General features: G+C 40.5%; 24 protein-coding genes and 3 pseudogenes. 26 read left to right on the forward strand and 1 reads right to left on the reverse strand.

What is annotated here, in order from left to right:
• The first annotated feature begins 90 nt into the window (after positions 1-90).
• The 6 genes from DWW85_RS07215 (at position 91) to rlmD (ending at position 7194) form a co-directional block, all read left to right on the forward strand.
• A complete protein-coding gene (locus DWW85_RS07215; protein ID WP_117808189.1) occupies positions 91-1704 on the forward strand; it encodes a hypothetical protein in 1614 nt (537 codons plus the stop codon).
• An 86-nt stretch (positions 1705-1790) separates the two neighbouring features.
• Positions 1791-2936 carry a class I SAM-dependent RNA methyltransferase gene (locus tag DWW85_RS07220; RefSeq protein WP_008402079.1) on the forward strand — a complete coding sequence of 382 codons (1146 nt, stop codon included), beginning with the start codon at positions 1791-1793 and terminating at the stop codon, positions 2934-2936.
• 7 nt (positions 2937-2943) lie between these two features.
• On the forward strand, positions 2944-4644 hold the full coding sequence (locus DWW85_RS07225; RefSeq protein ID WP_181986533.1) for a lectin like domain-containing protein: 1701 nt from the start codon (positions 2944-2946) through the stop codon (positions 4642-4644).
• Positions 4645-4664: 20 nt separating this feature from the next.
• Positions 4665-5264, forward strand: a complete 600-nt coding sequence (locus tag DWW85_RS07230; RefSeq protein ID WP_117785740.1) for an XTP/dITP diphosphatase — start codon at positions 4665-4667, stop codon at positions 5262-5264.
• The gene (locus DWW85_RS07235) at positions 5245-5778 is read left to right on the forward strand and encodes a metallophosphoesterase (protein ID WP_117808190.1); all 534 of its coding nucleotides are present in this window, start codon (positions 5245-5247) and stop codon (positions 5776-5778) included. The genes DWW85_RS07230 and DWW85_RS07235 overlap by 20 nt, the downstream gene beginning before the upstream one ends.
• A gap of 30 nt (positions 5779-5808) precedes the next feature.
• Positions 5809-7194: a 23S rRNA (uracil(1939)-C(5))-methyltransferase RlmD gene (gene rlmD, locus DWW85_RS07240; RefSeq protein ID WP_117808191.1), complete on the forward strand. Its 1386-nt coding sequence runs from the start codon at positions 5809-5811 to the stop codon at positions 7192-7194.
• 298 nt (positions 7195-7492) lie between these two features.
• Here the strand turns inward: rlmD and DWW85_RS13105 are convergent.
• Positions 7493-7642 (reverse strand): annotated as a pseudogene (locus DWW85_RS13105) (DNA polymerase); the annotation flags it as partial.
• A 40-nt stretch (positions 7643-7682) separates the two neighbouring features.
• Here DWW85_RS13105 and DWW85_RS07250 point away from each other — a divergent pair.
• The 20 genes and pseudogenes from DWW85_RS07250 to DWW85_RS07360 all read left to right on the forward strand — a co-directional run bounded on the left by DWW85_RS07250 (position 7683) and on the right by DWW85_RS07360 (position 25861).
• Positions 7683-8585 carry a recombinase zinc beta ribbon domain-containing protein gene (locus DWW85_RS07250; RefSeq protein WP_242996087.1) on the forward strand — a complete coding sequence of 301 codons (903 nt, stop codon included), beginning with the start codon at positions 7683-7685 and terminating at the stop codon, positions 8583-8585.
• 131 nt (positions 8586-8716) lie between these two features.
• On the forward strand, positions 8717-9208 hold the full coding sequence (locus tag DWW85_RS07255) for a helix-turn-helix transcriptional regulator (protein WP_117808192.1): 492 nt from the start codon (positions 8717-8719) through the stop codon (positions 9206-9208).
• Positions 9208-9771, forward strand: a complete 564-nt coding sequence (locus DWW85_RS07260; protein ID WP_117808193.1) for a hypothetical protein — start codon at positions 9208-9210, stop codon at positions 9769-9771. The genes DWW85_RS07255 and DWW85_RS07260 overlap by 1 nt, the downstream gene beginning before the upstream one ends.
• 13 nt (positions 9772-9784) lie before the next feature.
• A complete protein-coding gene (locus DWW85_RS07265; protein ID WP_117808194.1) occupies positions 9785-10135 on the forward strand; it encodes a hypothetical protein in 351 nt (116 codons plus the stop codon).
• Complete coding sequence (locus DWW85_RS07270; protein WP_117808195.1) at positions 10125-11486, forward strand: hypothetical protein; 1362 nt, start codon at positions 10125-10127, stop codon at positions 11484-11486. Before DWW85_RS07265 ends, DWW85_RS07270 begins: the two co-directional genes overlap by 11 nt.
• 43 nt (positions 11487-11529) lie before the next feature.
• Positions 11530-12918: a hypothetical protein gene (locus tag DWW85_RS12705; protein WP_181986542.1), complete on the forward strand. Its 1389-nt coding sequence runs from the start codon at positions 11530-11532 to the stop codon at positions 12916-12918.
• A gap of 14 nt (positions 12919-12932) precedes the next feature.
• On the forward strand, positions 12933-13520 hold the full coding sequence (locus DWW85_RS07280) for a DUF1294 domain-containing protein (protein WP_117808196.1): 588 nt from the start codon (positions 12933-12935) through the stop codon (positions 13518-13520).
• Between the two features lie 374 nt (positions 13521-13894).
• A complete protein-coding gene (locus tag DWW85_RS07285; RefSeq protein WP_008402103.1) occupies positions 13895-14140 on the forward strand; it encodes a hypothetical protein in 246 nt (81 codons plus the stop codon).
• Between the two features lie 19 nt (positions 14141-14159).
• A pseudogene (locus tag DWW85_RS07290) lies at positions 14160-14882 on the forward strand (AAA family ATPase); the annotation flags it as partial.
• Between the two features lie 874 nt (positions 14883-15756).
• Entirely contained in the window at positions 15757-16485 is a 729-nt protein-coding gene (locus tag DWW85_RS07305; RefSeq protein ID WP_147340903.1) for a hypothetical protein, read from the forward strand.
• Positions 16486-16919: 434 nt separating this feature from the next.
• Positions 16920-17735 (forward strand): hypothetical protein, encoded by an 816-nt coding sequence (locus DWW85_RS07310; protein WP_117808199.1) that lies wholly within the window; start codon positions 16920-16922, stop codon positions 17733-17735.
• 224 nt (positions 17736-17959) lie between these two features.
• On the forward strand, positions 17960-18373 hold the full coding sequence (locus DWW85_RS07320; protein ID WP_117808200.1) for a helix-turn-helix domain-containing protein: 414 nt from the start codon (positions 17960-17962) through the stop codon (positions 18371-18373).
• A 113-nt stretch (positions 18374-18486) separates the two neighbouring features.
• A complete protein-coding gene (locus DWW85_RS12710) occupies positions 18487-18642 on the forward strand; it encodes a hypothetical protein (protein WP_181986534.1) in 156 nt (51 codons plus the stop codon).
• 28 nt (positions 18643-18670) lie between these two features.
• Positions 18671-19213 (forward strand): annotated as a pseudogene (locus DWW85_RS07325) (plasmid recombination protein); the annotation flags it as partial.
• Positions 19176-19499, forward strand: a complete 324-nt coding sequence (locus DWW85_RS07330) for a CBS domain-containing protein (protein ID WP_117808201.1) — start codon at positions 19176-19178, stop codon at positions 19497-19499. The pseudogene DWW85_RS07325 and the gene DWW85_RS07330, both read left to right, overlap by 38 nt.
• Positions 19500-19611: 112 nt before the next feature.
• Positions 19612-20943 carry a potassium transporter TrkG gene (locus DWW85_RS07335; RefSeq protein ID WP_117808202.1) on the forward strand — a complete coding sequence of 444 codons (1332 nt, stop codon included), beginning with the start codon at positions 19612-19614 and terminating at the stop codon, positions 20941-20943.
• A 10-nt stretch (positions 20944-20953) separates the two neighbouring features.
• Entirely contained in the window at positions 20954-21601 is a 648-nt protein-coding gene (locus DWW85_RS07340) for a TrkA family potassium uptake protein (RefSeq protein ID WP_117785753.1), read from the forward strand.
• Between the two features lie 327 nt (positions 21602-21928).
• Positions 21929-24622, forward strand: a complete 2694-nt coding sequence (locus tag DWW85_RS07350) for a sensor histidine kinase KdpD (RefSeq protein ID WP_117808203.1) — start codon at positions 21929-21931, stop codon at positions 24620-24622.
• Positions 24615-25316: a response regulator transcription factor gene (locus DWW85_RS07355; protein WP_008402109.1), complete on the forward strand. Its 702-nt coding sequence runs from the start codon at positions 24615-24617 to the stop codon at positions 25314-25316. The genes DWW85_RS07350 and DWW85_RS07355 overlap by 8 nt, the downstream gene beginning before the upstream one ends.
• A gap of 320 nt (positions 25317-25636) precedes the next feature.
• The gene (locus tag DWW85_RS07360; RefSeq protein ID WP_117808204.1) at positions 25637-25861 is read left to right on the forward strand and encodes a cysteine-rich KTR domain-containing protein; all 225 of its coding nucleotides are present in this window, start codon (positions 25637-25639) and stop codon (positions 25859-25861) included.
• Positions 25862-26216: the final 355 nt, after the last annotated feature.

The following is a 26216-nucleotide window of genomic DNA, read 5'->3' on the forward strand; positions in this document are numbered from 1 at the left end:
AGTATGTATAATATGGACAGGGTAATTGGCGGGTATCACAGGATATTCCGGAGGTACTTATTTTTTTAGAAAAGAAAGGATATAGGGTAAATGAGAAAAAGAATTTTAGGAACGATCATTGCGGCAGGTTTTTTTGCAGTAGCAGCATTTGCAGGGGCAAATGGACTGGCAGAGACACAGGCGGCATGTGAACATTCACAGGTGAAGGATGGAGCCTGCGTGGATTGTAATGATCCGGTAGAATGCATCGAGGTAGAGGATGCAAGTGGAACAGCAAAGGGCACTTATTCTAAACTAGAAGATGCAGCGGCTGCTGCCGGAAACGGTGATATACTGAAGCTTCTATATAATTGTGAGAGTACATCAACATATATTGATGCTGGGAATAAGAATCTTACGATTGATCTGAATAAGAAGGAGTTAAAGGCTGTTCATTTCGATATCATGGGTTCGCTTGTGATAGAAAATGGAGAATATAGTGGCTATATCAGGAATGCAGCGACAGGGAATGAACATACATTAACATTTGAAAATGTGAGAGCAGATCTTACGCAGCTTGGATGGTATGCAAAGGGTGGCATTAAACTGGTAAACAGTAATATAGAACAGCAACATGATGGTGCAGCATTTACAGAATGGTGGCTTGAAAAGCTGCAGATGGATCAGACATCTGTTTATAAGATTACAAATTCGCCAAGCGGACTAAGCAATTATGGGTTGCTTTCATTAGATGAAGCTGTGGGCGGTATTGAGGAATTTCTTCCGGCCGGATACACATTGGATGGACAGCCGAATTCCTATAATACGATATTAGATGAAACAGGCACAAAGGCGAGAAGCGTAGAGCTTCGTTATCGCCGGCTGACAGATGCGACAGTTTCTGTATCCATTGCCCCGACTTCTTATGTATATGATGGAAAAGCAAAAGAGCCAACAGTGACTGTCACATACGATGGAAGAGATCTGACAGAAGGAACGGATTATACCTGTACATTTACAGATAATATCAATGCAGGAACAGCAAGCGTAAAAATAACAGCAAAGGGTAAGACTTATCACGGAGAAACCGTAAAGAATTATACGATCGATAAAGCACCACAGACAGCACCAACCGGTCTTACGACAGAAAATGAAAGTGCAAAAGGGAAAAAGGACGGTTCCATTAAAAATGTTGATGTATCCATGGAATATTCCGTTGACCAGAATGTATGGAAGCCGATCACAGCAAATACGATCACAGGCATTTCTGCCGGTGATTATTACGTCAGATATAAGGAAACAGCAAATTATTATGCATCGGGAGCAACAAAAGTAACGGTTAAAATGTCTGTTCCGGATGGTGGAACAACAGAAAATGTGACAACAGAAGACGTGACAACGGAAGCTTCTACAGATGCAACGACAGAGGATACAACGGAAGCTACAACTACGACAGAAGATCGTACCGATGATACAACGGAAGATGTAACGACAGAGTCAACGGATGATACTCAGGATGAAACGGAAGATGTGACAACAGAATCCGAAGAAGTTGTATCAACGGAGGGCCAAACAACAGAGAAAACAGATGCCGATAAGCCGGATGACCAGAAGAACACCGGAGTAAAGACAGGAGATGATTTTGCTATGAAGACAGCAGTTGCAGGTATGATCATTTCACTGGGGCTTGCCGGAATCGTTGTTATAAATAAACGCAGAAAATAAAATCAGAAACAAAGATATAAGAGAAAAGGAGTGCTGGATTTGGACAGAAATGTCTGAATCTGGCACTTGTGATTGAAAGGAAGCATATGAGCAGAATCGAATTGATTGCTCCATGTCATTTTGGATTGGAGTCAGTATTGAAAAAAGAAATCCTGGATCTTGGATATGAGATCGTTCAGGTAGAAGACGGAAGAATTACATTTGCAGGAGAAGAAGATGCGGTTGCAAGAGCAAATATGTTTATTCGTACGGCTGAACGTATCATGATCAAGTGCGGAAGCTTTAAGGCTGTAACATTTGATGAATTATTTGAAGGAACCAAGAGTATTCCATGGGAGCGGTATCTGACCCGTGATGCAAAATTCTGGGTATCCAAGGCTACATCAAATAAGAGTGCACTGTTCAGCCCATCTGATATCCAGTCCATCGTGAAGAAAGCTATGGTAGAACGTTTGAAACAGACCTACCATGTATCATGGTTCACGGAAGATGGAGCAGAATATCCGGTTCGTGTATTTATATTTAAGGATATTGTTACGATAGGACTTGATACATCAGGAATATCCCTTCATAAGCGTGGCTATAGGAAACTGGTTGGCAAAGCACCGATATCGGAAACTCTGGCGTCGGCACTGATCATGCTGACACCGTGGAACAAGGATCGTGTACTGGTTGACCCATTCTGTGGAAGCGGAACATTTCCAATCGAGGCTGCTATGATCGGAGCAAGGATCGCACCGGGCATCGACCGGGATTTTCTGGCTTCCGAGTGGGCGAAGGTCGGAGATAAGAAGATGTGGTACAATGCGATCGATGAAGCAAATGACATGATCGATCATGATGTGAAGATGAATATTCAGGGCTACGATCTGGATAATGAAATGGTGAAGTGTGCGATGGAGAATGCCAGAGCAGCGGGAGTGGATGAACATATCCATTTCCAACAGAGAGATGTAAAGGATCTCAGGCATCCGAAAAAATATGGCTTTATCATCACGAATCCGCCATATGGTGAACGTCTCGAGGATCGGGAGGATCTTCCTGAATTATATAAGACGATCGGGGAAAGCTTCAGACGACTGGATGACTGGTCGATGTTTCTGATCACGTCATACAGTGAGGCGGAGAAATATATAGGAAGAAAGGCGGATAAGAATCGTAAGATCTACAATGGTATGATCAAATCATATTTCTATCAGTTCATGGGACCAAAGCCGCCAAAGAGAAAGTGAGACCAAATTGAAAAAGTTTTTGATAGCGGTAGCAGTTGCAATCTTGAGTGTATTGCTCTATCTGGGCTTCTTCCGGCATCCGGATGTGAGCGTGGAAAAGACCGACGGTTCGGAGGCTGCGGCCGAGGCAATGATGAAAGAGATCGTAACAAGTGCAAATGAAAAGGGTGTTACGTTATATATTAATGACAATAAGATCACAGAGGCTGAATATCAGGCATATTTCAGTGATCGGTTACAGTTAATGATTCCAATTGCAGCATTTACCGATAAACTGGATTGTCTGGTAAATGTATATGAAAACGGAACGATCACACTGGCAAAAGGTGACAGCCTTGTTAAAGTTTATGGTGATTCGGATGTGGTGAACATCAACGGAAATACGATTCAGACGATCGATAAGCCGGAAAGAAAGGATGATATCATCTATGTGCCGGTGAATGAGATCTGCGAGGCATTAAACTACAGCTGTAATATCAATCTGGAGACAAATGCTGCGGTGTTAAAAAAGATTGCCGAGGAAGAAAAGCTTCCGGCTGCATATGACATGAGAGAACATGATCGTGTATCTCTTGTAAGAGATCAGGGTATCTATGGAACCTGCTGGGCATTTGCATCACTTGCGGCACTGGAAAGTACGATCCGTCCGGCTGAAAATCTGGTATTTTCTGTTGATCATATGGCAATGAATAACAGCTTTAATGTCAGCCCATTTGACGGTGGCGAATATTATATGAGTATAGCCTATCTTGCGGCATGGCAGGGACCGGTGCTTGAGGAAGATGATCCGTATGGTGATAACCAGACGGTAAATGGATTGTCGGCGGTAAAGCATCTGGAAGAAGCCATCATCCTGAAGGACAAGAATTACGAGGCGATCAAATCATCTGTATACAAATATGGCGGTGTGGAAACGGTTATTTACTGTGATATGAAGAATGCAACGAGTAGTTCTTATTACTATAACAGAAACCGCAGTTCCTATTATTATGATGGAGATCAGACGCCGAATCATGACGTGGTGATCGTTGGCTGGGATGACAACTATCCGAAGGAATATTTTAATACAGAACCGGCGGGAGACGGCGCATTTATCTGCAAGAATAGCTGGGGGCAGGATTTTGGTGACGAGGGATTCTTTTATATCTCTTATTATGATACCAATATCGGTATGAACAGCGTAGTATATACGAAGCTTGGAAATAGTGACAACTACGACAAGATCTATCAGTCAGATCTGATGGGCGAGGTCGGAACGATGGGATTTGACGACAGGCCGGAGGCCTATTTTGCAAATGTCTATACGGCTGGAAAGAACGAGACATTAAAGGCAGTTTCTTTCTATGCGACAGGCCCGAAAACGACATATGATGTGTATGTTGTGACGGATTTTACCGATGTATCCGACTTGCAGCAGCGGACAAAGGTGGCATCCGGTGAAATGCAGTACGAGGGTTATTATACGATCAATCTAAATGAGGCAGTACCGCTTCCGGATGATCGGAAATTTGCGGTGGTTGTGCATGTGAACACACAGGATTCCACGATGCCGATCGCAATCGAATATAATAATGATGAGAAAACGGCGAACTTCGATATCACGGATGGCGAGGGCTATATCAGCCTGTATGGCACGAAGTGGTCGAGTGCGGAGCAGGAGAATGACTGTAATGTCTGTTTGAAAGCCTTCACGGATGTGGGGGATTGAATAGAAAAGGAGAAGACAAGATGAAGAAATTGATTTTTGCTACGGGTAATGAGAATAAGATGAAAGAAATCCGCATGATCCTTGCGGATTGTGGATATGAGATCCTGTCGATGAAGGAAGCCGGAATTCAGGCTGACATCGTAGAAGATGGAAAAACATTTGAAGAAAATGCCATCATCAAGGCAGAGGCGATCCGTAAGATGACAAATTGTCTGGTGCTTGCGGACGATTCCGGTCTGGAGGTAGACTATCTTGATAAAGCACCTGGAATCTACTCTGCAAGATTTATGGGGGAAGACACCTCATACCGGATCAAGAATAAAGCGATCATTGACAAGCTTGCCGGTGTTCCGGATGAGAAGCGTACTGCAAGATTCGTATGTGCGATCGCGGCTGCATTTCCGGATGGAAAGACCATTACCAGACGTGGCACGATCGAAGGAATCATTGGATATGAAGAACGCGGCGAGAATGGATTTGGCTATGATCCGATCTTCTTCCTGCCGGAGTATGGCAAGTCCACAGCAGAGCTGTCACCGGAAGAAAAGAATACGATCAGCCATAGAGGAAACGCACTTCGTTTGATAAAGGAAGTTATAAATGAGAATACTGATAATTAGTGATACACATGGAAGAACCAATACGATTCGGGATGTCTTAGATACAGTGGGTGACATCGATATGTTTATCCATCTGGGGGATGTCTGCGGAGATGAAGAATATATTTATGACAATGTAACCTGCCCGATCCACATGGTTGCCGGGAATAATGACTGGACCTCTGATCTTCCGATGCAGGAGGAATTCATGATCGGTCGGTATAAAGTGTTCATTACACATGGACACAGATACAATGTACATTACGGAACAGACTACTTACAGGAGTTGGTCAAATATGATGGTTACGATATTGTGATGTATGGACACACGCATGTCCAGAATCTGGAACGATATGGCGGTGCTTATATCGTAAATCCGGGCAGTCTGGCATATCCGCGTGATGGCATGAATGGTAAATACATGCTGCTGGAATTTGACCAGCATGGAACACCATTTTTTGCGGAAAATGAACTGAAACCGAAACGTCGGATGCGCAGCATATTTGAAGATATGTGGGGCGACCGGGAAGAGTAGAGATTATTAGAGACAAGAAAGAGGTCGGCTGTGAAGAAACGAGAGATTATAGAAGGTGTTATAAAAGACTATGATTTCCCAAATAAGGGAAGCTTTGAACTGGATGGCAAAAAAGTGATCGTGAAGGGAGCACTGCCCGGACAAAAGGTGTCCTGTATGGTATCCAAGGTGCGGAAGGATAAGGCAGAAGCACGTCTGTTGGATGTGCTGGAACGCTCCGAGATCGAAGATGCAGTACCACCATGTCCACAGTTTGGCATTTGCGGCGGCTGTGCATACCAGACCATGAGCTATGAGCATCAGTTGGAATTAAAGGCAGGACAGGTGAAGAAGCTGTTAGACGGTGTGATCGATTCAGAGGCACATCCATATGATTGGGAGGGCATCATTGGCTCGCCAGTTACAACTGCATACCGGAATAAGATGGAGTATTCATTTGGCGACGAATATAAGGATGGCCCGTTGGTGCTGGGGCTTCATAAGAAAAACAGCATGTATGATATCGTTCCTGTCTGTAATTGCGTGATCGTAAGCGAAGATTATAACAGGATTGTTTCCTATACGATGGAATTTGCAAGGGAGCATGGCCTGTCCTACCATAAGAAAATGCAGCATGTAGGACTGCTTCGTCATCTGGTGCTTCGCCAGTCCAAGACAAATGGCGGACTTTTGGTAAATCTTGTAACCAGCACGGACGGATTAGAGAATCTGGATCTGAATGCATATGTAGAAGGGCTTCTGGCACTTCCGCTTGACGGAACAATCATTGGTATTCTCCATACGGCAAATGATTCTCTGGCGGATGCTGTTGTGCCGGAGAAGGTAACGCTGTTATACGGAAGAGATTATATCGAGGAAGAGGTGCTGGGACTGCATTTCCAGATCTCACCATTCTCATTTTTCCAGACAAATACAAAGAGCGCGGAACGGCTGTACAGCAAAGCCCGTGAATATGCCGGAGATACCAAGGACAAGCTGATCTTCGACTTATACAGCGGAACCGGAACGATCGCCCAGATGTTATCACCGGTTGCATCCAAGGTTATCGGCGTAGAGATCGTGGAAGAAGCAGTCGAAGCTGCAAGAGAAAATGCAAAGAGCAACGGACTTGATAACTGCGAATTCATCGCAGGCGATGTCTTAAAGGTCATCGACATCATCGAGGAAAAACCGGATCTTATCATCCTCGATCCACCGAGAGATGGCATCAATCCAAAGGCTCTCCTTAAGATCATCAACTACGGTGTAGCTGAGATTGTCTATATCAGCTGCAAGCCAACTTCTCTCGCAAGAGATCTTGTGACCTTGCAGGAGCATGGATATTATGTGAAAAAGGCATGTGCGGTGGATCAGTTTGTGAATACGGGGCATGTGGAGACGGTAGTTTTGATGTCAAAAGTGAACCCTAAGAAGTAAAAATAATGTAGTAAATAAAAGGCTTTTCAGAGAGCTATCGTTATTGAGTACGATTGGCTGCTGGAAAGCCTTTATTTTTATGCTTGAAAATGGCTTTGTGGGAATTGGTCCATAATGCAGGGTTGACACTAGGGGATAGATAACAAGAGAAAATGAACCTTGGGGTTCACCCTATAACGATAATAGAAATAAGAAAAACAGCGACCGGAGAGTTGGTGTCCGGCCGCTGCTCGTAAATTAACGATAATTCTTGTTGTAGAGTTCTTTGGCGTATGCCTGCATTTTCTTTACGTACTCATATGTGGTTTTGAGGAAGGTTCTGTAACTGGATCAAGCGGCCTGCCCAGCGACCGGTACGATTGGCACCGTAGAACTGGAACATACCTCTAGTACGATGATCGTTGCACACAGCATTTTGTATGGCCTGATACTTTTTGACAGAGCTCTTCCGAGAGTATTTGGAAGGGGCAAGCTTTAGAGATATCGCAATGGGACTGGAACGAGATCATATTAAAACCGGAGGAAAACGTTATAAATGGCATATGAGTACGGTTCGCGGAATTCTTTCAAATGAGAAATACATTGGTGATGCACTTCTGCAGAAGACCATCACCACGGATTTTATTGAAAAAACCAGGATTAAAAACGATGGAACGGTTCCTCAGTATTATGTAAAAAACAGTCAGGAAGCACTCATACCTAGAGATGTTTTCACACAGGTTCAAGAAGAAATGTTAAGGCGAGCCAATATGACAAGCGGAAGAGATGGGCAGAAGCGTAGGATTTATTCTAGTCGATATGCACTCTCAAGTATTTGTACCTGCATGAAATGTGGGGATATTTACAGACGAGTAGCTTGGAATAATAGAGGAAAGAAATCAATTGTATGGAGATGCTGCACAAGGGTGGAAAAGGGACCATCGGCTTGCTCCGCACCGACAGTGCCAGAGGAGGAACTTCAAAAGGCAGTTATCGATGCCATGAATGCGGTCTTGGAGAGTTCCAAGGATGTGATAGCTATTCTGGAAGAGAATATTCTGGAAGTTATCAGCCAAGACAATTCTGATGAAATCGAGGAAATTAACAAGACCATTGCAGAAAAGCAGAAGGAACTCTTGGCATTGGTACATGGCAAAAAAGACTATTCAAAATGTGCTGATGAAATGGAAGAACTAAGACAGAATAAACAGCTGATTTTGGTAAAGCATGCTCAGACTGAAGGTACTAGACAACGAATCAATGAACTGGCAGCATACGTTAAAACACAGGATACTCAGATAACAGAGTATGATGATAAATTGGTTAGAAAATACATCGAGCAGATACAGATCTATGACGATAAGTTTGTGGTCTGCTTTAAGGCAAAGATGGAAATCAATGTTTTAAGATAAATATATTGAGTGAACTGTTCTCACTACTAAGATGAAATTCTTGGTAGTGAGGTTATTTTTGTTGTTCATACAATGTACATTGACAAATATATTGTCAAGTAATATTATGTTTTCAACAGGAGGATACATCAATGGTAGAGATTCAGAGAATGCAAGATAATTTATTATTGATTCGTAGGGCTATTGGGTGGACTGCATCTGAATTTGGTGAACAGATTGGTGTTACCCGTCAGACGATAAATAATATCGAAAGTGGAAGAAACAAACTGACGAAGACACAGTATATTGCTATGAGAAGTGTGATTGATGCAGAGATTGTAAAGCATCCGGAGGAAACAGAGATGGTTAAAATTCTCCTAGATATGCTAATTGATCATCCGGAGAATTATTCGAAGGCTGATTATAATGAATTGCTTGAGAAAGCAAACTTAATGTCTCCATCAATATTAGCAGGTACTGCAACAAGGGAGACTGTTTCCAAAGAGTGGATGAAGACTGCAGGAGCAGTTGTAGCAGGTGCAATGGCAGTTCCTTTGGTAGGAGCACCGATTGTGGGTGCTGCAGTCGGAGGATGGTTAGCAAAAGCAGTTATGGTCACAGATAAGAGGAAGGGGGATAAGTGATGAGCAACCATCAAAGAGGTTATATTACCAAAAAGAAAAATATGAATTTTCAGAGCGTAGAATCACTTCAATCCATTGTTAATGTGGTGAATGAGGCTGCTGCTGCTGTTAATGATAAAAAGAGAACAATAAGGGAAAGTGCGATTCCAGAAGTGTTAGCTGGGGCACTTGGTGCAGGTATTGGAGGAGTAGGTTCATTTGCTGCTTTGTATGGTTTGGGCTCGGTTGTGGGACTCTCAGCCGCAGGAATAACCTCTAGCCTCGCTGCTGCTGGTGGTATTGTAGGTGGTGGAATGGTAGCTGGAGTTTTTGTACTTGCTGCACCAGTCGCCGTCCTTGGAGGAGTTGGTGTAGGAGTTGCCTCACATCTGAAAAACAAACAATTACGCCAAGAAAAAGAGAGACTTTATAAGGAAGCTTTAAGTAAACATGATGCAATTATTAAAGCTTTAAAAGAAGAAGCTGATGCAGACAAAGAACGAATGGATTATCTGCAAAGCCTAAACATTCTACTTCAAAGAGCAATAACGGATTTGCAGAAAGATTTAGGAATAGCATCATAACGGAGGTGTGCAGATGGAACAGGAGAACGAAGAATTAGAAATGCAAAACAATTCGAATAATATATTAGATAATTTCGTAAACGGAATAGAAGAACATCCGAAAGAAGCGGGTGTTGGTATATTAGGTCTCCTGACAACCCTGGGAATGACTAATTTTATTCAATGGAGAAAAAGACGGAAAGAGCAAAAGCGTCATGAAGAAGTAGAGAATCTTCAGAAGGATGCAATTCAGAAACAAGATGCTCAGATTCAAGACTATAAGGACTTATCCGAAGAAAATGAGTATTTGAAAAAATTAAACAGTTCCCTATGTGATGCACTTGTGGAGTCAAGCGAAGGTGGTGAATCAGATAATGAAGAATAAAAGCAGAAGTACTGAGCAGGAAATAAATAAGGTAATTGTACATCACGATGCGATGTTAAAAGAAATCCAAGAAAAAAGAAATAATGCATCACAATTTGATACTTCTGCTGCAGAGAAAATCTTGAAAAGTAGAGGGTACGATTTACCATCAAGTAAAGAGACATTGGCACCACTGAACAAACGTAGAGTAGTGGTCGCGCGTCCTTGGAACGAGATCCTAGAAGAGGCAGATAAGTTTGTTGTGGGCGAGTGTGAGATAGAATCTATATTCACAGAGGAAGAACTGCAACAGAATAAAGAAGTTGTACGCTTGATGAATGCAGAGTTTAATCAAATACATCATCTTGATAAAGTTGATGTGGCAATCGGAGCTCTTGCCGGAATGGTTGGAGCTGCTGTGGATATATTGATGGTCGGCATTCCTGAAAAAACTCCAGAAGGGTTAAAAGCGGGACCGCTGTCTAATTATATTAGAGATTATTTTGATAGAAAATTTCCTGAAGAAGAAATGCAGAAACTTGCTAACTCAAAAGAAAGTAAGGTTCCATTCGATGCCCAGGATAATCGCCATACAACGATTCGTGTTGAAGGCTTATCTGCTTATTACCACAGATTACTTCAGTTAGGACATGATCCGGTATTAGGATTTATCTTTGGTGTTGCTGATATATTAACTGGCCGTATGACAACTATAGATAAGACGGGTAATGTAGTTAGCCAGGTAATGGAGAATTATGCTGGTAGAAAAGAAACGGAAATCTTCAAGGCACTGGCAAAGCAGATTGCTCATTTTAAATCAGATATCACTACATCAATGGGACTGCCGGCACCGTTTATGAGTTTATTCAATTTGCTCCAATTTGGGGACATATGTGAGTATGATCAAACCATCGCTGAAATAGTGCAGGGAATGTATTACGAGGGATATGACTTTATTCATTTCTGTTCAATGTCGATTCCAACAATGCTTGTAGAAGTAATTGTTCGAATGGGATATGCATTCAAAAGAATTAGTGAAGGTCATGCAATAAAAGACTCAATTCCAGTTTCATTAAATAGAGAAAAACATCCAAAGTTGGCAACAATACTTTTTTTAGGACATTCTGCAGCAACAGCGGTAAATGCCGGAAAGGTTGCCTTTACAGAAAACCCTATGGCAATCAATTACCCTCAGTGGATTGCTTTTACGAAGTATTCATATTCTCAGCTGAAATGGGCAGTCATGGAGAAACCTGCGATGAGAGATGCTTATGTAACAGGAAAGATATATGAGGAAATGAATGTTGTATTTGCCGAAGTTGATAATACGTTTGAAGAATATACACGAGACAAAATTGTCATTTATAGCTGAAAAGTAGTTACTAAAAAGTAAATGACAGGTGGAGGTAAGAGAAATGGATGAATATTTTTGTCCTAATTGTGGAGCTACATTAAATTATCAAGATGGATTCGATCCATCGCTTGGAGCATGGACATGCACAGAATGTGGGCAGCTACTGATGGATGATGATGTATATGATGGTGATACATTTGAGGGAGTAGCATGGTATTGTGACGATTGTGGTGCTCTCTTAAATAAACAGTATGGTTTTTCTGATAGCTATGGTACGTGGACATGCACAGAATGTGGGCATACAAATGGAATAAATGAGGATGAAATTATAGATGGTAAGCATTTTACCTGTCCTGAATGTGGAGCAACATTAAATAACCAGTTCGGGTTCAATGCATATGATGATTGGGAGTGTTCATCATGTGGAGCGAAACTGACACATAGTTACTCGGATGATGATTATAGTGTTGTGGAAGAAGATAAAATATGTTGTCCCAATTGTGATGCTAATTTGGAAGATCAATGGGGATATTCAGAGTATAATTACGATTGGACATGTACAGAGTGTGGTGCTCATCTTCATCGTGAATATACATCAGATGAGTTTGAGCAGGTAGAAGAAACTGAAGAGGATGATGAGATAAATTATACCTGTCCAATGTGCGATTCGGATTTAGCTGATCAGTATGGTTATGATGAAGAGTATGATAATTGGAAATGTGAATGTTGTGGCACGAAACTTCATAGATATTTTGGGGATCATGAATATTCGGTTGTGGACGAAAGTGGTGATGACCATACAGATACTAGCGAGACAAAAGAGCCACACACTTATTCCAGTGAACAATTTACATATAGAGATGCCTTTGATCGCGAGGATAAATCAGTTTTATTAAAGGAAAAATCAGAACTTCGAAAAATAAGAATGAAGGCGTTCTTCACATCTAGGAAGAAGGTGCCAATTGGTTATAGTACACAGCAACTGGTAGGCAAAAACTACAGAGAAGTGGAAAATAGACTGTATAATCAAGCATTCAAGAATATACATCTTAAGTCTCAAAAAGATATTTATGTGAATTCTATTTTTAAAGATGGAGAAGTAGAAAGTGTATTGATTAATGGAACTACAGTTTTTTCACAACAGGAAATGTATCCTTATGATTCTGAGGTGGTCATTACTTACCACGAAAAACGAGAAATCACAATTTCGTTTACACACGGAAATTTACGAAAATTGAATTATATGGATGTTCATAAGAAACTTTCAAATTTGGGATTTATCAATATTTCTGTTAAACCCATAAATGATCTTACAACTGGTTGGATAAAAAAGGACGGCTCGGTAGAAAGTGTGAGAATAAATAGTAACACAAATTATAGAAAAGGTGCAGTTTTTAAGTATGATGTTCCAATTGTGATAGAATATCATACATTCAAGGATAGACACTAAAGAGGATACAGATTATGAATTTAGGAATATTTGAATACTACCTTATTGGAGTTAATATAATTGGATTTTTTCTGTATCTGCTTAATATATTTTTGTACTCACATACTGAAAACGGACAAGTTGATGCTATTTTAACTATCTGGTCTTTAATTGGCGGATCGGCCGGTATATTGCTTGCAATATTACTGTTTGATCGCAAGGCTGTCAAAGATAATATGATGTCGAGAGTGTTTATCGCATGTGTATTTGTGATACAAGTCATAATATTATTGATGGTAAAGGGGCATCATGCGGATCACATAACACTAGCATTTTGGGAATTTTTTGCAAAATATAAAATATTGTTGATATATTTAGCAGTCATCAATTTTATAGCGTTCGCATCTTATGCAGTTGATAAAGTTAATGCAGCTGAGCATCGTTCAAGAATTAGAATTGTAACGTTACTTGGTTTAGCTTTTGTTGGTGGTTCGATTGGTAGTTTATTGGCAATGTATTTATTGCGTCATAAGACTAAGAAAGATTATTTCACTGTTGGTGTTCCATTAATAATGATAATGCAAGTAGTCGTGATTTTTTATGCAATGAATGCAGGATGGTAATAAGGTATACTTTTTAACGATAGCTCAGACCTATCGTAAAAAGGTGTGTGGATAAGTTCCCCTTTACCAAGGTAATTCATAGACAGCAGTCCTTCCATGTGGAGACTATAATAGGGCTACGTCGTACAGATTCGTGAAAATCCTTGAATTTACGCACTTTTGCAGCTTTTTCAATTTCGGCAGAACCGATGTGAAAAGGAATAAAAAGCAGATAGTGGACAGAATTCATGTCGTTGTCGGCTATAGAGTCGACACGAGGGACACAATATTCTTTGATGAATAAAAGTGAATAAAATAGCCAATTTGGCAGGGATATTTAATTACAAAATATTGAATATCCCTGCCTTTTATTTTCTATTCAAGGAGGTGTCAATATGTTAAAGATAAGGCTTCAAGGGACAAAAAATGACATACGTTGGTTTGTACGTTTACTTCAGAGAGATAAGCGATTTGACGTGAATAATGTTTCAACTTTTTTCGATAATGTTGGAACAGATAAATATAAACGTGTGTATGCAGAAGTATCAAGAAAGAAAAAGGATTCTGGTAAGAAACCAAGTAACGTTATGCAGGTAGAAGAAAAATGTCACTATGTAGGAAGTGGCATGGTGATTCGATAGGGAATGGAGGTACAACGGTATGTGTAAAGTAATAGCAATCGTGAATCAAAAAGGTGGCGTAGCAAAGACTACGACAACAGTGAACTTAGGTATAGGTTTGGTAAGAGAAGGCAAGAAGGTACTACTTATAGATGCGGATAGTCAGGGATCCCTTTCATCAAGCCTTGGCGTGGCAGAGTCTGATGAGCTTGATGTTACTCTCTCGACGATCATGTGTAAAGTGATCAATGATGAAGATTATGGAAAGCGGGAAGGGGTTATTGTACATGAGGAGGGAGTATCTTTTCTTCCATGCAATATCGAACTTTCCGGACTGGAAGTCACATTGGTAAATACCATGCGGAGAGAGTACATATTGAAAGAGTACATAACAAGTGTGAGAAAATTGTATGACTATATCTTGATTGACTGCAATTCAAGTCTTGGCATGGTGACAATGAATGCCCTGACTGCGGCTGATTCGGTCATCATACCGATAGAAGCAGCGTACCTTTCCGTAAAGGGTTTGCAGCAGCTTATTACCACTATTGGAAGGACAAAGAAATATCTGAACCCAAACCTTGGAATAGAGGGAATCGTCTTTACAAAGATGGTTGGACGTACCAATTACGCAAAGGAAATTAAGTCTATGGTGGAAGAAATCTATGGCAGAAACGTCCGTGTATTTGGTGCGGTTATCCCGCATTCTGTCCGAGCAGCAGAGACTTCCGCAGAGGGCGTGAGTATATTCAAGCATGACCCAATGGTCTTAAATAATGTTATGTACATAGATTTATGCGTTGATAAACTTTATACATGTACATATTTGGATACACCTGGAGATGATGAAGATGTAGAAAACACAGGGAAAGAAATACAAAAACAGGCAGAAAACCAAGCAAATAAGCCTGTTACAAAATTTTGTACCCCCTCCTACAAAACTTTGTATGACCTTCCTACAGAATTTTGTACCCCCCTACAAAACTTCGTATGACCCTCCTGCAAAATTTTGTACCACCCTCCCACAAAACGATGTACCACCTCATACAAAATTTTGTGGGACAAATACAGAGAATACTACAGAGAATACAGGGGAGATTACCTATCCTATCATTCTATCAGGCACAGGCGAGAAAGCAGATACAATGGATAGGATGGATGAAGTGTGCTCATTTATCAGAGCCAACATAGATTATGATAAGTATGGTAGATGCATATAGATTATCGTTTTTAGAAAAAAACATTATCTTCTCTCTTTCTTGAAATATTGAGAGACAATAAAGAGTTTGATATAATATTCAACTGTAGATATGTCCATGGATATTTGAGAGGTTAGGGGAGAATGTTTGTTTTTAATATATTAGAAAGGGTATTTAACATTGTTTTTATATTATCAATAGTGTTTACATTGATAGATTATGTAATAAAATGGTTTTCTAACTCGTGTAAAGAATCTAAGAGAAAAAGTGATTCTTCCAAAGTCTATATAGATAATGATTCAAACGATAAGATACAGATGATGATTACTATTGTATCTTTGATTGTTTTTATTTTAATTGTTTTTGGAATCTGTTTTGAAATAAAAAGATTAATGTGGTTGTTTATTATAATTATTATACCAACATATATGGAGAAAGTTGTCCTTAAAAGAACGAACGTCAATTTATTTATTAGCATATGGTGTATGGTTTTTAGGGGCATTTAATGTTTGGGAAAAGTTAGTAGAAAAAATATATGTGTTTGATAATATTTATATATCTGATATTGGAATTGCATTAATATATATTTTGATATTTTCTATATATATTTTTTTCATTTGTGGGCTGTTTCCAGATTTGATAGTTTATACAATAACAATGTTGAGGTGGATAAATAAAAAGCTTTTTTGCAGTGAAAAAATGAAAAAGCACGGAGACAATTGGATAAACAGGATAGAAAAATCAATAAGTTATAAATCCATATTTGAAATGCACTGGAAATATATCAAACAGATAAAATCACGAGTACGCTATATTATGTATATATTATTACCGGCTTCATTTGTCGCAGATGTGATAATTATGTTGATTAAAGTTTTTATATCTATGATAGAATCAGCAGTTGGTTATACTTATGTTTTGGGAAGAATGATAAAAATAACCATGGGAAGATTAGCAGATCGGTTAGTTGAATTAACTAATAAAAGAATGATAGCCATATGCTTTCGTATAGCAATTATATTGGCTTTGGTATGTACAGTTGTTATAAATCGATACCAACCAATATTTAGAAATGAGGAGGCAACAACTGCTATTCTTGAGTTTGTAGCAAGTACAATTATTATACCAATTGTTTTTGACTGGATTAGTTCTATAAGGAAAAAGTGACAGTATTCACCAAGAAAATTACAGGAGTGGAGCATTTATGTGAAAAGGCATAAATGCTTTTTCCCTTTTTAAGGATAAAAGAACATGAAAGTTACAGTTGGACATTATGTCCAGAAGTTCAAATGAAGGAAAAGTGATTAATGTATACTAATTTTGTATTTCTTGGGTTATGCCATATACAGTTAGAAGGATACAATAATAGCGGTTGACTATAAAGTGTAAAAGGTAGCCTCTTTTTTAGCCTCTCGTTTACGGGTATTGTTGTATAATTTTATATTTGATATAATCAATGCAAAGTATATAAATATGAGAATTTGTATATGTTAGGAAAAATTGGAATTGTGTATGATAAATATTGATCTTATTCTGCGAGAGGCAGTTAAGCATACTGAGTAGATATGTAATAGCCAAAATATATAAATGGAGAATGGGTTATGTCAAAAGATAATAAACGGTACAAGCAGTATTCAATTAATGATGTGGAACATGCTTGCTCGGCATTAAATTCTTTAATTGCACCGGTAGAAGTTAATCTTGAAAAGTATAAAGAATATTATCAGGAGGCAATAGAACTTCTGGTTAATTCGAAAGAAGATATAATTCCAGCCAAAGAATATGAAGACGTATATGATAAGATATTACATCGGCAACATGAATTATTAAAATTTATTGCAGATCATCAAAATAGCTCGTTTTCATATATGAATCTTAGAAGCCTATTATTTAAAAGTGGATATTTAAAAAATGAGCTGGATGAAGATAAAAAAGCTTTGTTGAATGAATTTCTCAATATTAGAAATTGGACTTTTCATAATCCACAATCTATATTGGTTGCTGGAGATGAGGCTGCAACGAGAAGAATTCCTGAAGAACTAAAAGAATTTGTGAAAATAGTACCTCAAATTAATCCTGTGATTATTAAAGAGATAGTTGGCTATACTGTTGAGAAGCTGGCTTCGTTTATATTTCACATCGAAAAAAGAATCCAACAGTTTGAAACAATTTTAGATTGCATGAAAAACGACTATCAAGAGTTATATGACTTATTAGAGATAAAACCAATGATAATTTCACCTGGAATGGATATGTTTAAGGTGCAATATTGTAGACGAAAAGTGGTTTCAGACATAAATGACCTTGATAGTGATATTGCTCAAATATCTATGGCTATACAAAAATCAAAATATGATGGCAGTGATGAAAAATTTTATGAATGGGTAATTCGAAAAAAAAATGATTCGAAGACCTAATAAAAAATTCGATGAATCGCAATTCATAAAATTGCGAAACAAAAATTGGAGGCGTTAATATTGATTGGTGATTTAATGTATATTGAACTTAAAACTGGATATTCTTATGATGGACCAGCTTGGATTGGATATGTAAAAACCTCAAAGAGTAAGAAAAGAATTTTTGAATGAGAAGAAATAGAAATACAGATTTTGTTAATTTACAATGATTTGGAGGAAGAAGTATGACTTTTGGGGAACGACTATATGAATTGCGAAATAAAAAGAATTTATCTCAAGAAGAGCTTGCAGAGGTTTTGGATGTCTCCAGACAGTCGATTTCCAAATGGGAAAATGATAAAGCATATCCTGAAATGACCAGGCTACTGTTTATGAGTGATTATTTTGATGTCTCATTAGATTATCTGATGAGAGGAATTGAAAAAGAGGATAATGACGAAAAGACATTAGAGAAATATAAGACAAAAAATATCTTACTAGTGTGGAATAATTTTTTATCCAATTTATCTAAAAAGCAAAAGATCTTATTTATGCTGCTGTATATTTTAATCATTTGCGCATTGGTTGCCCTTATTATAAGTGTTATATATCTTGGCGGATATGAAATAGGAAAATTTATTGGATATCTGACGAAATGACCTAAAATGGCGGGTGCAACCTTAAGTTTACACAAGTGCAACTATAAATTTATGGTTTGTTTGAGCCTTGAATGATACCTTTTAATCACAAATTTGATTAGGAGGTTGCTATTATGAAACTGAATGAAAATGCAATAAAAGACTGGATGAATCGAGGAACTAATGTTCAAAAATTGATAAGGAGAATAATGGTTGTTGGAATAATTGTACTGATAATATATGGTTTAGGTTATGTGGTTGGAACATTTATCGCACATTTAGGATTTTAACAAGAATGAATATGTAGCTGGCTACGAATATGCAAAGCAGTTTTATGAAGAAGCGTTCCGTTTCATTGAGGAAAAATTCGGCGCTGATAATGTCATATCGGCTGTTATGCACGCTGATGAAATCAATATTGCGGCAACCGAGGAACTCGGAAAAGAGGTTTACCACTATCATCTTCACGCTATGGTTCTGCCTGTGGTGGAGAAAGAAATCCTATGGAGCAAGCGTTGCAAAGATGAAAAACTGCGAGGAACAGTTAAGGAAGTTGTTCATCAAATTAGCCATTCAGAGAAATGGAAATCGGATATTCCGCTGCCCGATGAAAAAGGCAATCCGCTTTTCAGAAAGAACGGAAAAACTATGTTTCGAGCTTCGTACAGCATACTGCAAGACGAATTGTTTAATTATATGACGGAGCGAGGATTCAAAGGCTTTCAGCGTGGCGAATACGGAAGTACAGCGGAACATCTTACTTCCCTACAATATCAAATCAAGCAGGACAAGGGATACGATTCGTCAGGGATTGGAACGGTTTATGGTACATGGCTATACCGCTGTCCCGGTACTGAATGATCAGGAACAGTATATTGGAAGCGTGACGGAGGGAGATTTCCTCCGTCACCTTCTTGTTTGCCAGACAACAGACTTGAAAGTACAGGAGGGATACCGACTTGGCAGCATTGTTCGCAGAGATTTTTGCCCTGCGTTACAAATAGATGCAGATTCCGAGCAGGTTGTAACTTCAATGCTGAATCAGAATTTTGTCCCCATCGTTGATGGCCGGAATGCTCTATGCGGGATTCTGCCAAGGAAACGGCTGATTGAATTTCTGGCACAAGCTCGTGATAAAAAAGAATAAGTCCTGCATCTTTAGACGGTCTTAATACAGATACGCATTCTCTTTTACTTTCTTTACTCCCTTTGATTTATAATTAAGGGCACATAAAGGGGTATAAAGGAGGATTGCAGTTATGGGAGTAGTGTTGTTAAAAAGGAAGTTGACTTCGTTTCAAATTATCATCCTCGGGTTTTCTGGTGTGATCCTTTTCGGCACCTTCCTTTTAATGTTGCCGTTTTCCAGCCGAAGCGGACTGGCAACGCCTTTCTCGGATGCATTGTTTACTTCTACCTCAGCAGTTTGTGTAACCGGACTCATTATACATGATACGGCAACATACTGGTCGGCCTTCGGCCAGTTTGTCATTTTACTGCTGATTCAGATTGGAGGCATGGGGGTTATTACCATAGCCGCATCTTTTGCAATGATTTCCGGTCGGAAGATTTCTTTGATGCAGCGCTGTACCATGCAGGAGGCGATTTCAGCGCCAAAGGTAGGGGGAATCGTTCGCTTGACTGGCTTTATCGTCAGGGTGACACTGGTGATGGAACTGCTGTGTGCAGCCGTGATGGCGCCGGTGTTTTGCCGTGATTTCGGGAAAAAGGGACTTTGGATGGCACTGTTTCATTCCGTGTCCGCTTTTTGTAACGCAGGCTTTGATCTATTGGGTGTGCGCACTCCCTTTTCCTCCCTGACCAGCTATGCAGCAAATCCAGTCATAAACTTTACTATTATGTTCTTAATTGTGTTTGGAGGCATTGGCTTTCTGACTTGGGATGATATTCGGACAAATCGATTGCATTTGCACAAATATCGGATGCAGAGTAAGGTGATTCTTTGTACCACAGCGGTTTTATTGATCGTTCCGGCAATGTACTTTTATTTTTTTGAGTTTGCTGATCTTACCCGAAAGGAACGGCTTTTATCTTCTCTTTTTCAAGCTGTAACACCACGAACAGCTGGCTTTAATACGGTGGAATTAACTGATTTGAGTGAGGCGGGACAATTTATCACCATTGCGCTGATGCTGATCGGCGGTAGTCCCGGGTCTACCGCAGGCGGTTTGAAAACAACAACCATTGCTGTTTTGCTTACTACTGCGATTTCTACCTTTCGGCGCAGAGAAAATGCCAACCTCTTTGGACGTCGCATTGATGATGATGTCGTAAAAAATGCAGCGACAATTTCGCTTATGTATATCACGCTATGTTGTACCGGTGGCCTTATCATCAGCGTTTCCGAAGGACTTCCCATGCTTACCTGCCTTTTTGAAACTGCCTCAGCTGTTGGCACAGTCGGCCTGTCCCTGGGAATTACGCCGGAACTGAATCTGCTCTCACGGAGTGTTTTGATTCTGCTGATGTTTTTTGGACGAGTCGGTGGCCTTACATTAATTTTTGCGGCCTTGTCCAGTGCACAAAAGAAAGTTTCAAAACTACCAAAGGAAAAAATAACAGTAGGATAAAGGAGACATTATGAAATCAATTCTTCTAATTGGTCTGGGGCGATTTGGAAAGCATATTGCCCTGCATTTAAATCATTTGGGTCATCAAGTGATGGCGGTAGATACTTCGGAGGAACGTGTAGAGGCTGTTCTGCCTCTTGTTACCAATGCACAGATTGGAGACAGTACGAATGCCGATTTCTTGGAATCTCTCGGTGTTCGCAACTATGATGTATGCATTGTGGCCATCGGCAACAACTTTCAAAGTTCATTGGAAACAACTTCTCTGCTCAGTGAATTGGGAGCGAGGTTTGTAGTTTCCAGAGCTGCAACTGATGTTCAGGAAAAATTTTTGCTGCGTAACGGTGCAAATGAAGTGGTCTACCCGGAAAAACAGCTCGCAAAGTGGACAGCAATCCGTTACAGTGCGGATCACATTCTCGATTACATAGAACTGGATGAAAATCATGCCATGTTTGAGATTCCCATTCCAAAAGATTGGGCGGATCATTCGATTGGAGAGCTTGATATTCGTAAAAAATTCAATATTAACATTATGGGAATCAAGAAAAGCGGCAAGCTGGAGTTATCTATTTCTTCAGACACAGTGCTGAAAGCAGGAGATACCATGTTGGCGTTGGGAAGTAACAGAAATTTGCAAAAGTGCTTTCATACTTGATTTTAAGAAAAATCAAAGGAATTGGGGGGTGAATCCATGCAGGATGTTATTTTACTTGTAAGTACATCAGCCATATTTATTTTTGGGTATTTTCTGATGAATAAACTGGATGTTTTTCTGGAAAACAATTTTGAGCCGATTACCCAGAATCAAATCACACAAATAGCACTATGGAGGGATTCCAAAAAATCACCTGTTGTCGATTTTTTCATTGGATGCCTGAACAAATTTGCCGTGGATCAGTCGCAGATGTAGGTTTTGACGTTGTGTGTTATAATATTGAAAAATGGAATCGCTTTTACTTGAGTGACAGATAGGAGGGTTAAAATGGAACTGCCAAGACAAGATCCGGATCAGTTTCTTCGTGCGATCCGTAACGATGCATCCACTAAGAAAAGCGGAAAACTCAAAATCTTTTTCGGTTATGCCGCAGGTGTCGGAAAGACCTATGCCATGCTTCAGGCGGCTCATCAGGCTAAGGAGCGTGGCATCGATGTGGTTGCTGGATACATAGAACCCCATGCCCGACCCCAGACGATGGCACTTCTGGACGGCTTGGAGCAGCTTCCGGTGAAACAAGTTGCTTACGAAGGAATGACCCTTCGTGAATTTGATATTGATGCTGCGCTCAAGCGAAATCCCCAGCTCATACTGGTGGATGAGTTGGCCCATACCAACGCCGAAAGCAGTCGGCACACGAAGCGGTATCAGGATGTTCAGGAACTGCTAAATACTGGAATTGATGTCTATACGACTGTAAATGTCCAACATATTGAGAGTCTCAACGATACAGTAGCCTCTATCACCGGAATTCTTGTGCGGGAGCGCATTCCGGATTCCACCTTTGATCAAGCAGATCAGGTAGAACTGGTGGATATTGAGCCTGCGGAGTTGCTGGAACGACTGGCAAGTGGAAATGTGTACCGGGAAGATCAGGCGCAGCGGGCAACAGTTAATTTTTTCACGCTGGAAAATCTCACCGCATTGCGGGAAATCGCCCTCCGTCGGTGCGCTGACCGGGTGAACTTGCTGACGGAAAGCGCCAGAGTACAGAGCCGAGGCGATTACCATACAGACGAGCGCATTCTGGCATGTCTTTCCTCGTCGCCATCCAACGCAAAAATTATTCGGACTGCTGCAAGGATGGCAAGAGCCTTTCGGGGAACATTTACCGCTCTTTATGTGGAAACGTCAAATACAGCGGCGATGAGTGACGATGATAAAAAGCGTTTGCAGGATAATAAGCGTCTGGCCCAGCAACTTGGCGCTGCGATTGAGACAAGTTATGGCGATGACGTGCCTTATCAGATTGCGGAATTTGCCCGTCTTTCCGGCATCTCAAAAATCGTAATTGGACGAAGTACCATTGCACGAAAGAATATTTTCAGCAAGCCCACCTTGACGGAACGCCTGATTTCCAGCGTACCTAATCTGGATATTCATGTGATACCGGATGCCAGCACAGGAACCAGCTATCAGGAAAAAAAGAGTAAGGCGCAGGTAGATGCGATGCCCCTGCGTGATGTTCTGAAGAGTATAGCTGTATTGCTGGTAGCTACACTAATTGGCTGTGGCTTTGACGCTCTTGGGTTCACGGAGAGTAATATTATCGCAGTTTATATATTAGGCGTACTTGTGACCGCTGTAATCACAACCAACCGACTGTGCGGGATTCTGACCTCGGTTGTCAGTGTGCTGGTTTTCAATTTCTTTTTTACCACTCCGAGACTGACATTCCATTTTGACGATCCGAACTATATTATTACCTTTACCATTATGTTTATAGTAACACTGCTTTCTGGATCTCTCGCTACCCGGCTGAAAGAAAATGCGAAACAATCTGCCCATACAGCTTACCGTACAAAGATTCTTTTTGAAACCAACCAGCTTCTGCAAAAAGAGCAGGATGAGAATGCGGTAATCACCGCTACGGCAGGGCAGCTCATGAAGCTGCTGAAAAAAGATATTGTCGTCTACCTGTCTGATGGTAAAGAACTTGCCACCCCTAACGTTTTTCGTGCTGTTAATAGCATTCAGGAAGATTTAATTTCTGAGAACGAGAAAGCAGTCGCCGATTGGGCCTTCCGAAACAATAAACACGCCGGTGCCACAACAGATACATTATCCAGTGCAAAGTGTTTATACCTTGCGATTCGGGTTAACCAGAATGTATATGGAGTAGCTGGTATTGCTGTGAACGGTACTCCATTGGACTCTTTTGAAAATAGCGTGCTTCTTTCCATTCTTGGCGAGTGCGCATTGGCACTGGAAAACATCAAAAATGCCAAGGAGAAGGAGGAAGCGGCTGTCCTGGCACAAAATGAACAACTTCGTGCCAACCTGCTGCGGGCAATCTCCCATGATCTTCGGACGCCGTTGACAGCGATTTCCGGCAGCGCAGACAATTTGCTTGCAAATTATAAAAAAATGGACGATGCACTACGGGAGCAGACCTTTACTGATATTTATGACGATTCCATGTGGCTAATCAATCTGGTTGAAAATTTGTTAGCAGTCACACGAATTGAGGGCGGACAGGTCAATCTAACTCGGAGTATCGAACTCATGGATGAGGTCGTTTCTGAAGCACTGAAGCACATCAACAGAAAAAGTAAAGAACACACCATTCGTGTGACCAGCGGTAAAGACTTTATCCTTGCCCACATTGACGCGAAGCTGATCGTTCAGGTGATTATCAATTTGGTTGACAACGCCATCAAATATACCCCTGTCGGTTCAGTAATTGAAATACACACCGATCAAAAAGAGCAATGGGTCACGGTTTCCGTTTCCGACAACGGCCCTGGGATTCCCGATGAGCAGAAACCCCGTATTTTCGATATGTTTTATAGTGGGGCCAATAAAGTGGTCGACAGCCGCAGAAGCCTTGGATTGGGGCTGTCCCTCTGTAAGTCCATTGTGACCGCCCACGGCGGCACGATTTCCGTATCAGACAATCAGCCAAATGGCACTGTTTTTAAATTTACATTACCTGCAGAGGAGGTAGAACTTCATGAATAAACCTTTGATATTAGTGGTTGAGGATGACCCGTCTGTACGAAATCTCATTACGACCACTTTAAAAACAAATGATTATCGTTATGTGGTAGCACCTAATGGCTCGGCAGCCATTATGGAGGCCACATCGCACAATCCTGAAATCATCTTACTGGATTTGGGCTTGCCGGATATGGATGGCATTCAAGTCATTCAAACGGTTCGCTCTTGGTCCAATGTTCCGATTATTGTAATCAGCGCCCGAAGCGAGGATAACGATAAAATCAAGGCGCTGGATGCCGGAGCGGACGATTATTTGACAAAGCCCTTTTCGGTAGAAGAACTGCTGGCACGACTTCGGGTGACGCAGCGAAGACTCTCTCTGATGACGGCAGAGATGTTTACTGCCAGTTCTGTATTTGTGAATGGTAAGTTGAAAGTGGATTATGCCGGGGGATGCGCTTATCTGGATGAAAACGAACTTCACCTGACACCCATTGAGTATAAGCTGTTGTGTCTGCTGTCCAAGAATGTCGGCAAGGTACTGACCCATACCTTTATCACACAAAATATCTGGGGCCGCAGTTGGGATAACGATGTGGCTTCGCTGCGGGTATTTATGGCAACATTGCGAAAAAAACTGGAGCCAACAGAGGAGTCTCCACAATATATTCAAACACATATTGGTGTGGGCTACCGCATGATGAAAATAGAATAACGCTATGAGGACGGCCAGTGTTCTCTATGAAAAATAGACGATTGAGTTTCGGATTGCCCTAATCATTTTTTGTTATTTGGAAAGGAAATCAATACCACACTTGCTACATTTATTGAAAATGGACAAGGAAAAGGCGTTGTACGGCAAGACATAATTCCGATGTTGACAGTTTACATTTTTTGGTCAAGCATTACTTCGTTCCTTACCCTTGCACAAATGAAAGGACAATTCATATCAAAGCAATTTTCTATCTCTGAAAGCAAGTTTTTAGATTATGGGTTCAATCAGATTATAAACTTTATTTTGGAGTTGAAAATTTGATGATGAACAGCAGTTGGTTAATATGCCCCGTATGTGGAGGAAAAACTCGTGATCAAATACGGAAAGATACGGTTTTGATAAATTATCCTCTTTACTGTCCGAAGTGTAAACAGACAACGCTGATAAATGTAAATGAATTGAATACAACAGTTATCAAAGAGCCAAACACAAAACCGTTGCTATTTAACAGCGATGATTTGCGCTTGAGATGTCGCGGTGGTTGAAACCAAACATTTCTGCCGCCCTCCTCCTCCGGACAAGTATAACATTGCATCGGCATTATCGTTCCATGTAATTCAGTATAATAATGGCTGTTCTTGGCGCGCCAGTTTTCCCTCACGGAAATCTGGCGTTTTTTGTTGCCATTTTTTCGGAGGTGACCCGGTTGCCTGCCGGTGTCGGTCTCCGCCTCCATTCGATTCACCCGTCAATCACCCGTGAATCGAAATGGAGGTACATAATGAAGAAAATTAACCTTCGGGAACTTTATCCTGAAGTTTATACAAGTAGGAGAAGAAGTTTGTATCAGTATGATAAATAAAGCTGAAAAATATTGTTGGTTTATGACTCCATATCTAA

The sequence above is a fragment of the Clostridium sp. AF17-21AC genome (assembly GCF_003461365.1).
Taxonomy (GTDB): Bacteria; Bacillota; Clostridia; order Lachnospirales; family Lachnospiraceae; genus Coprococcus; species Coprococcus ammoniilyticus.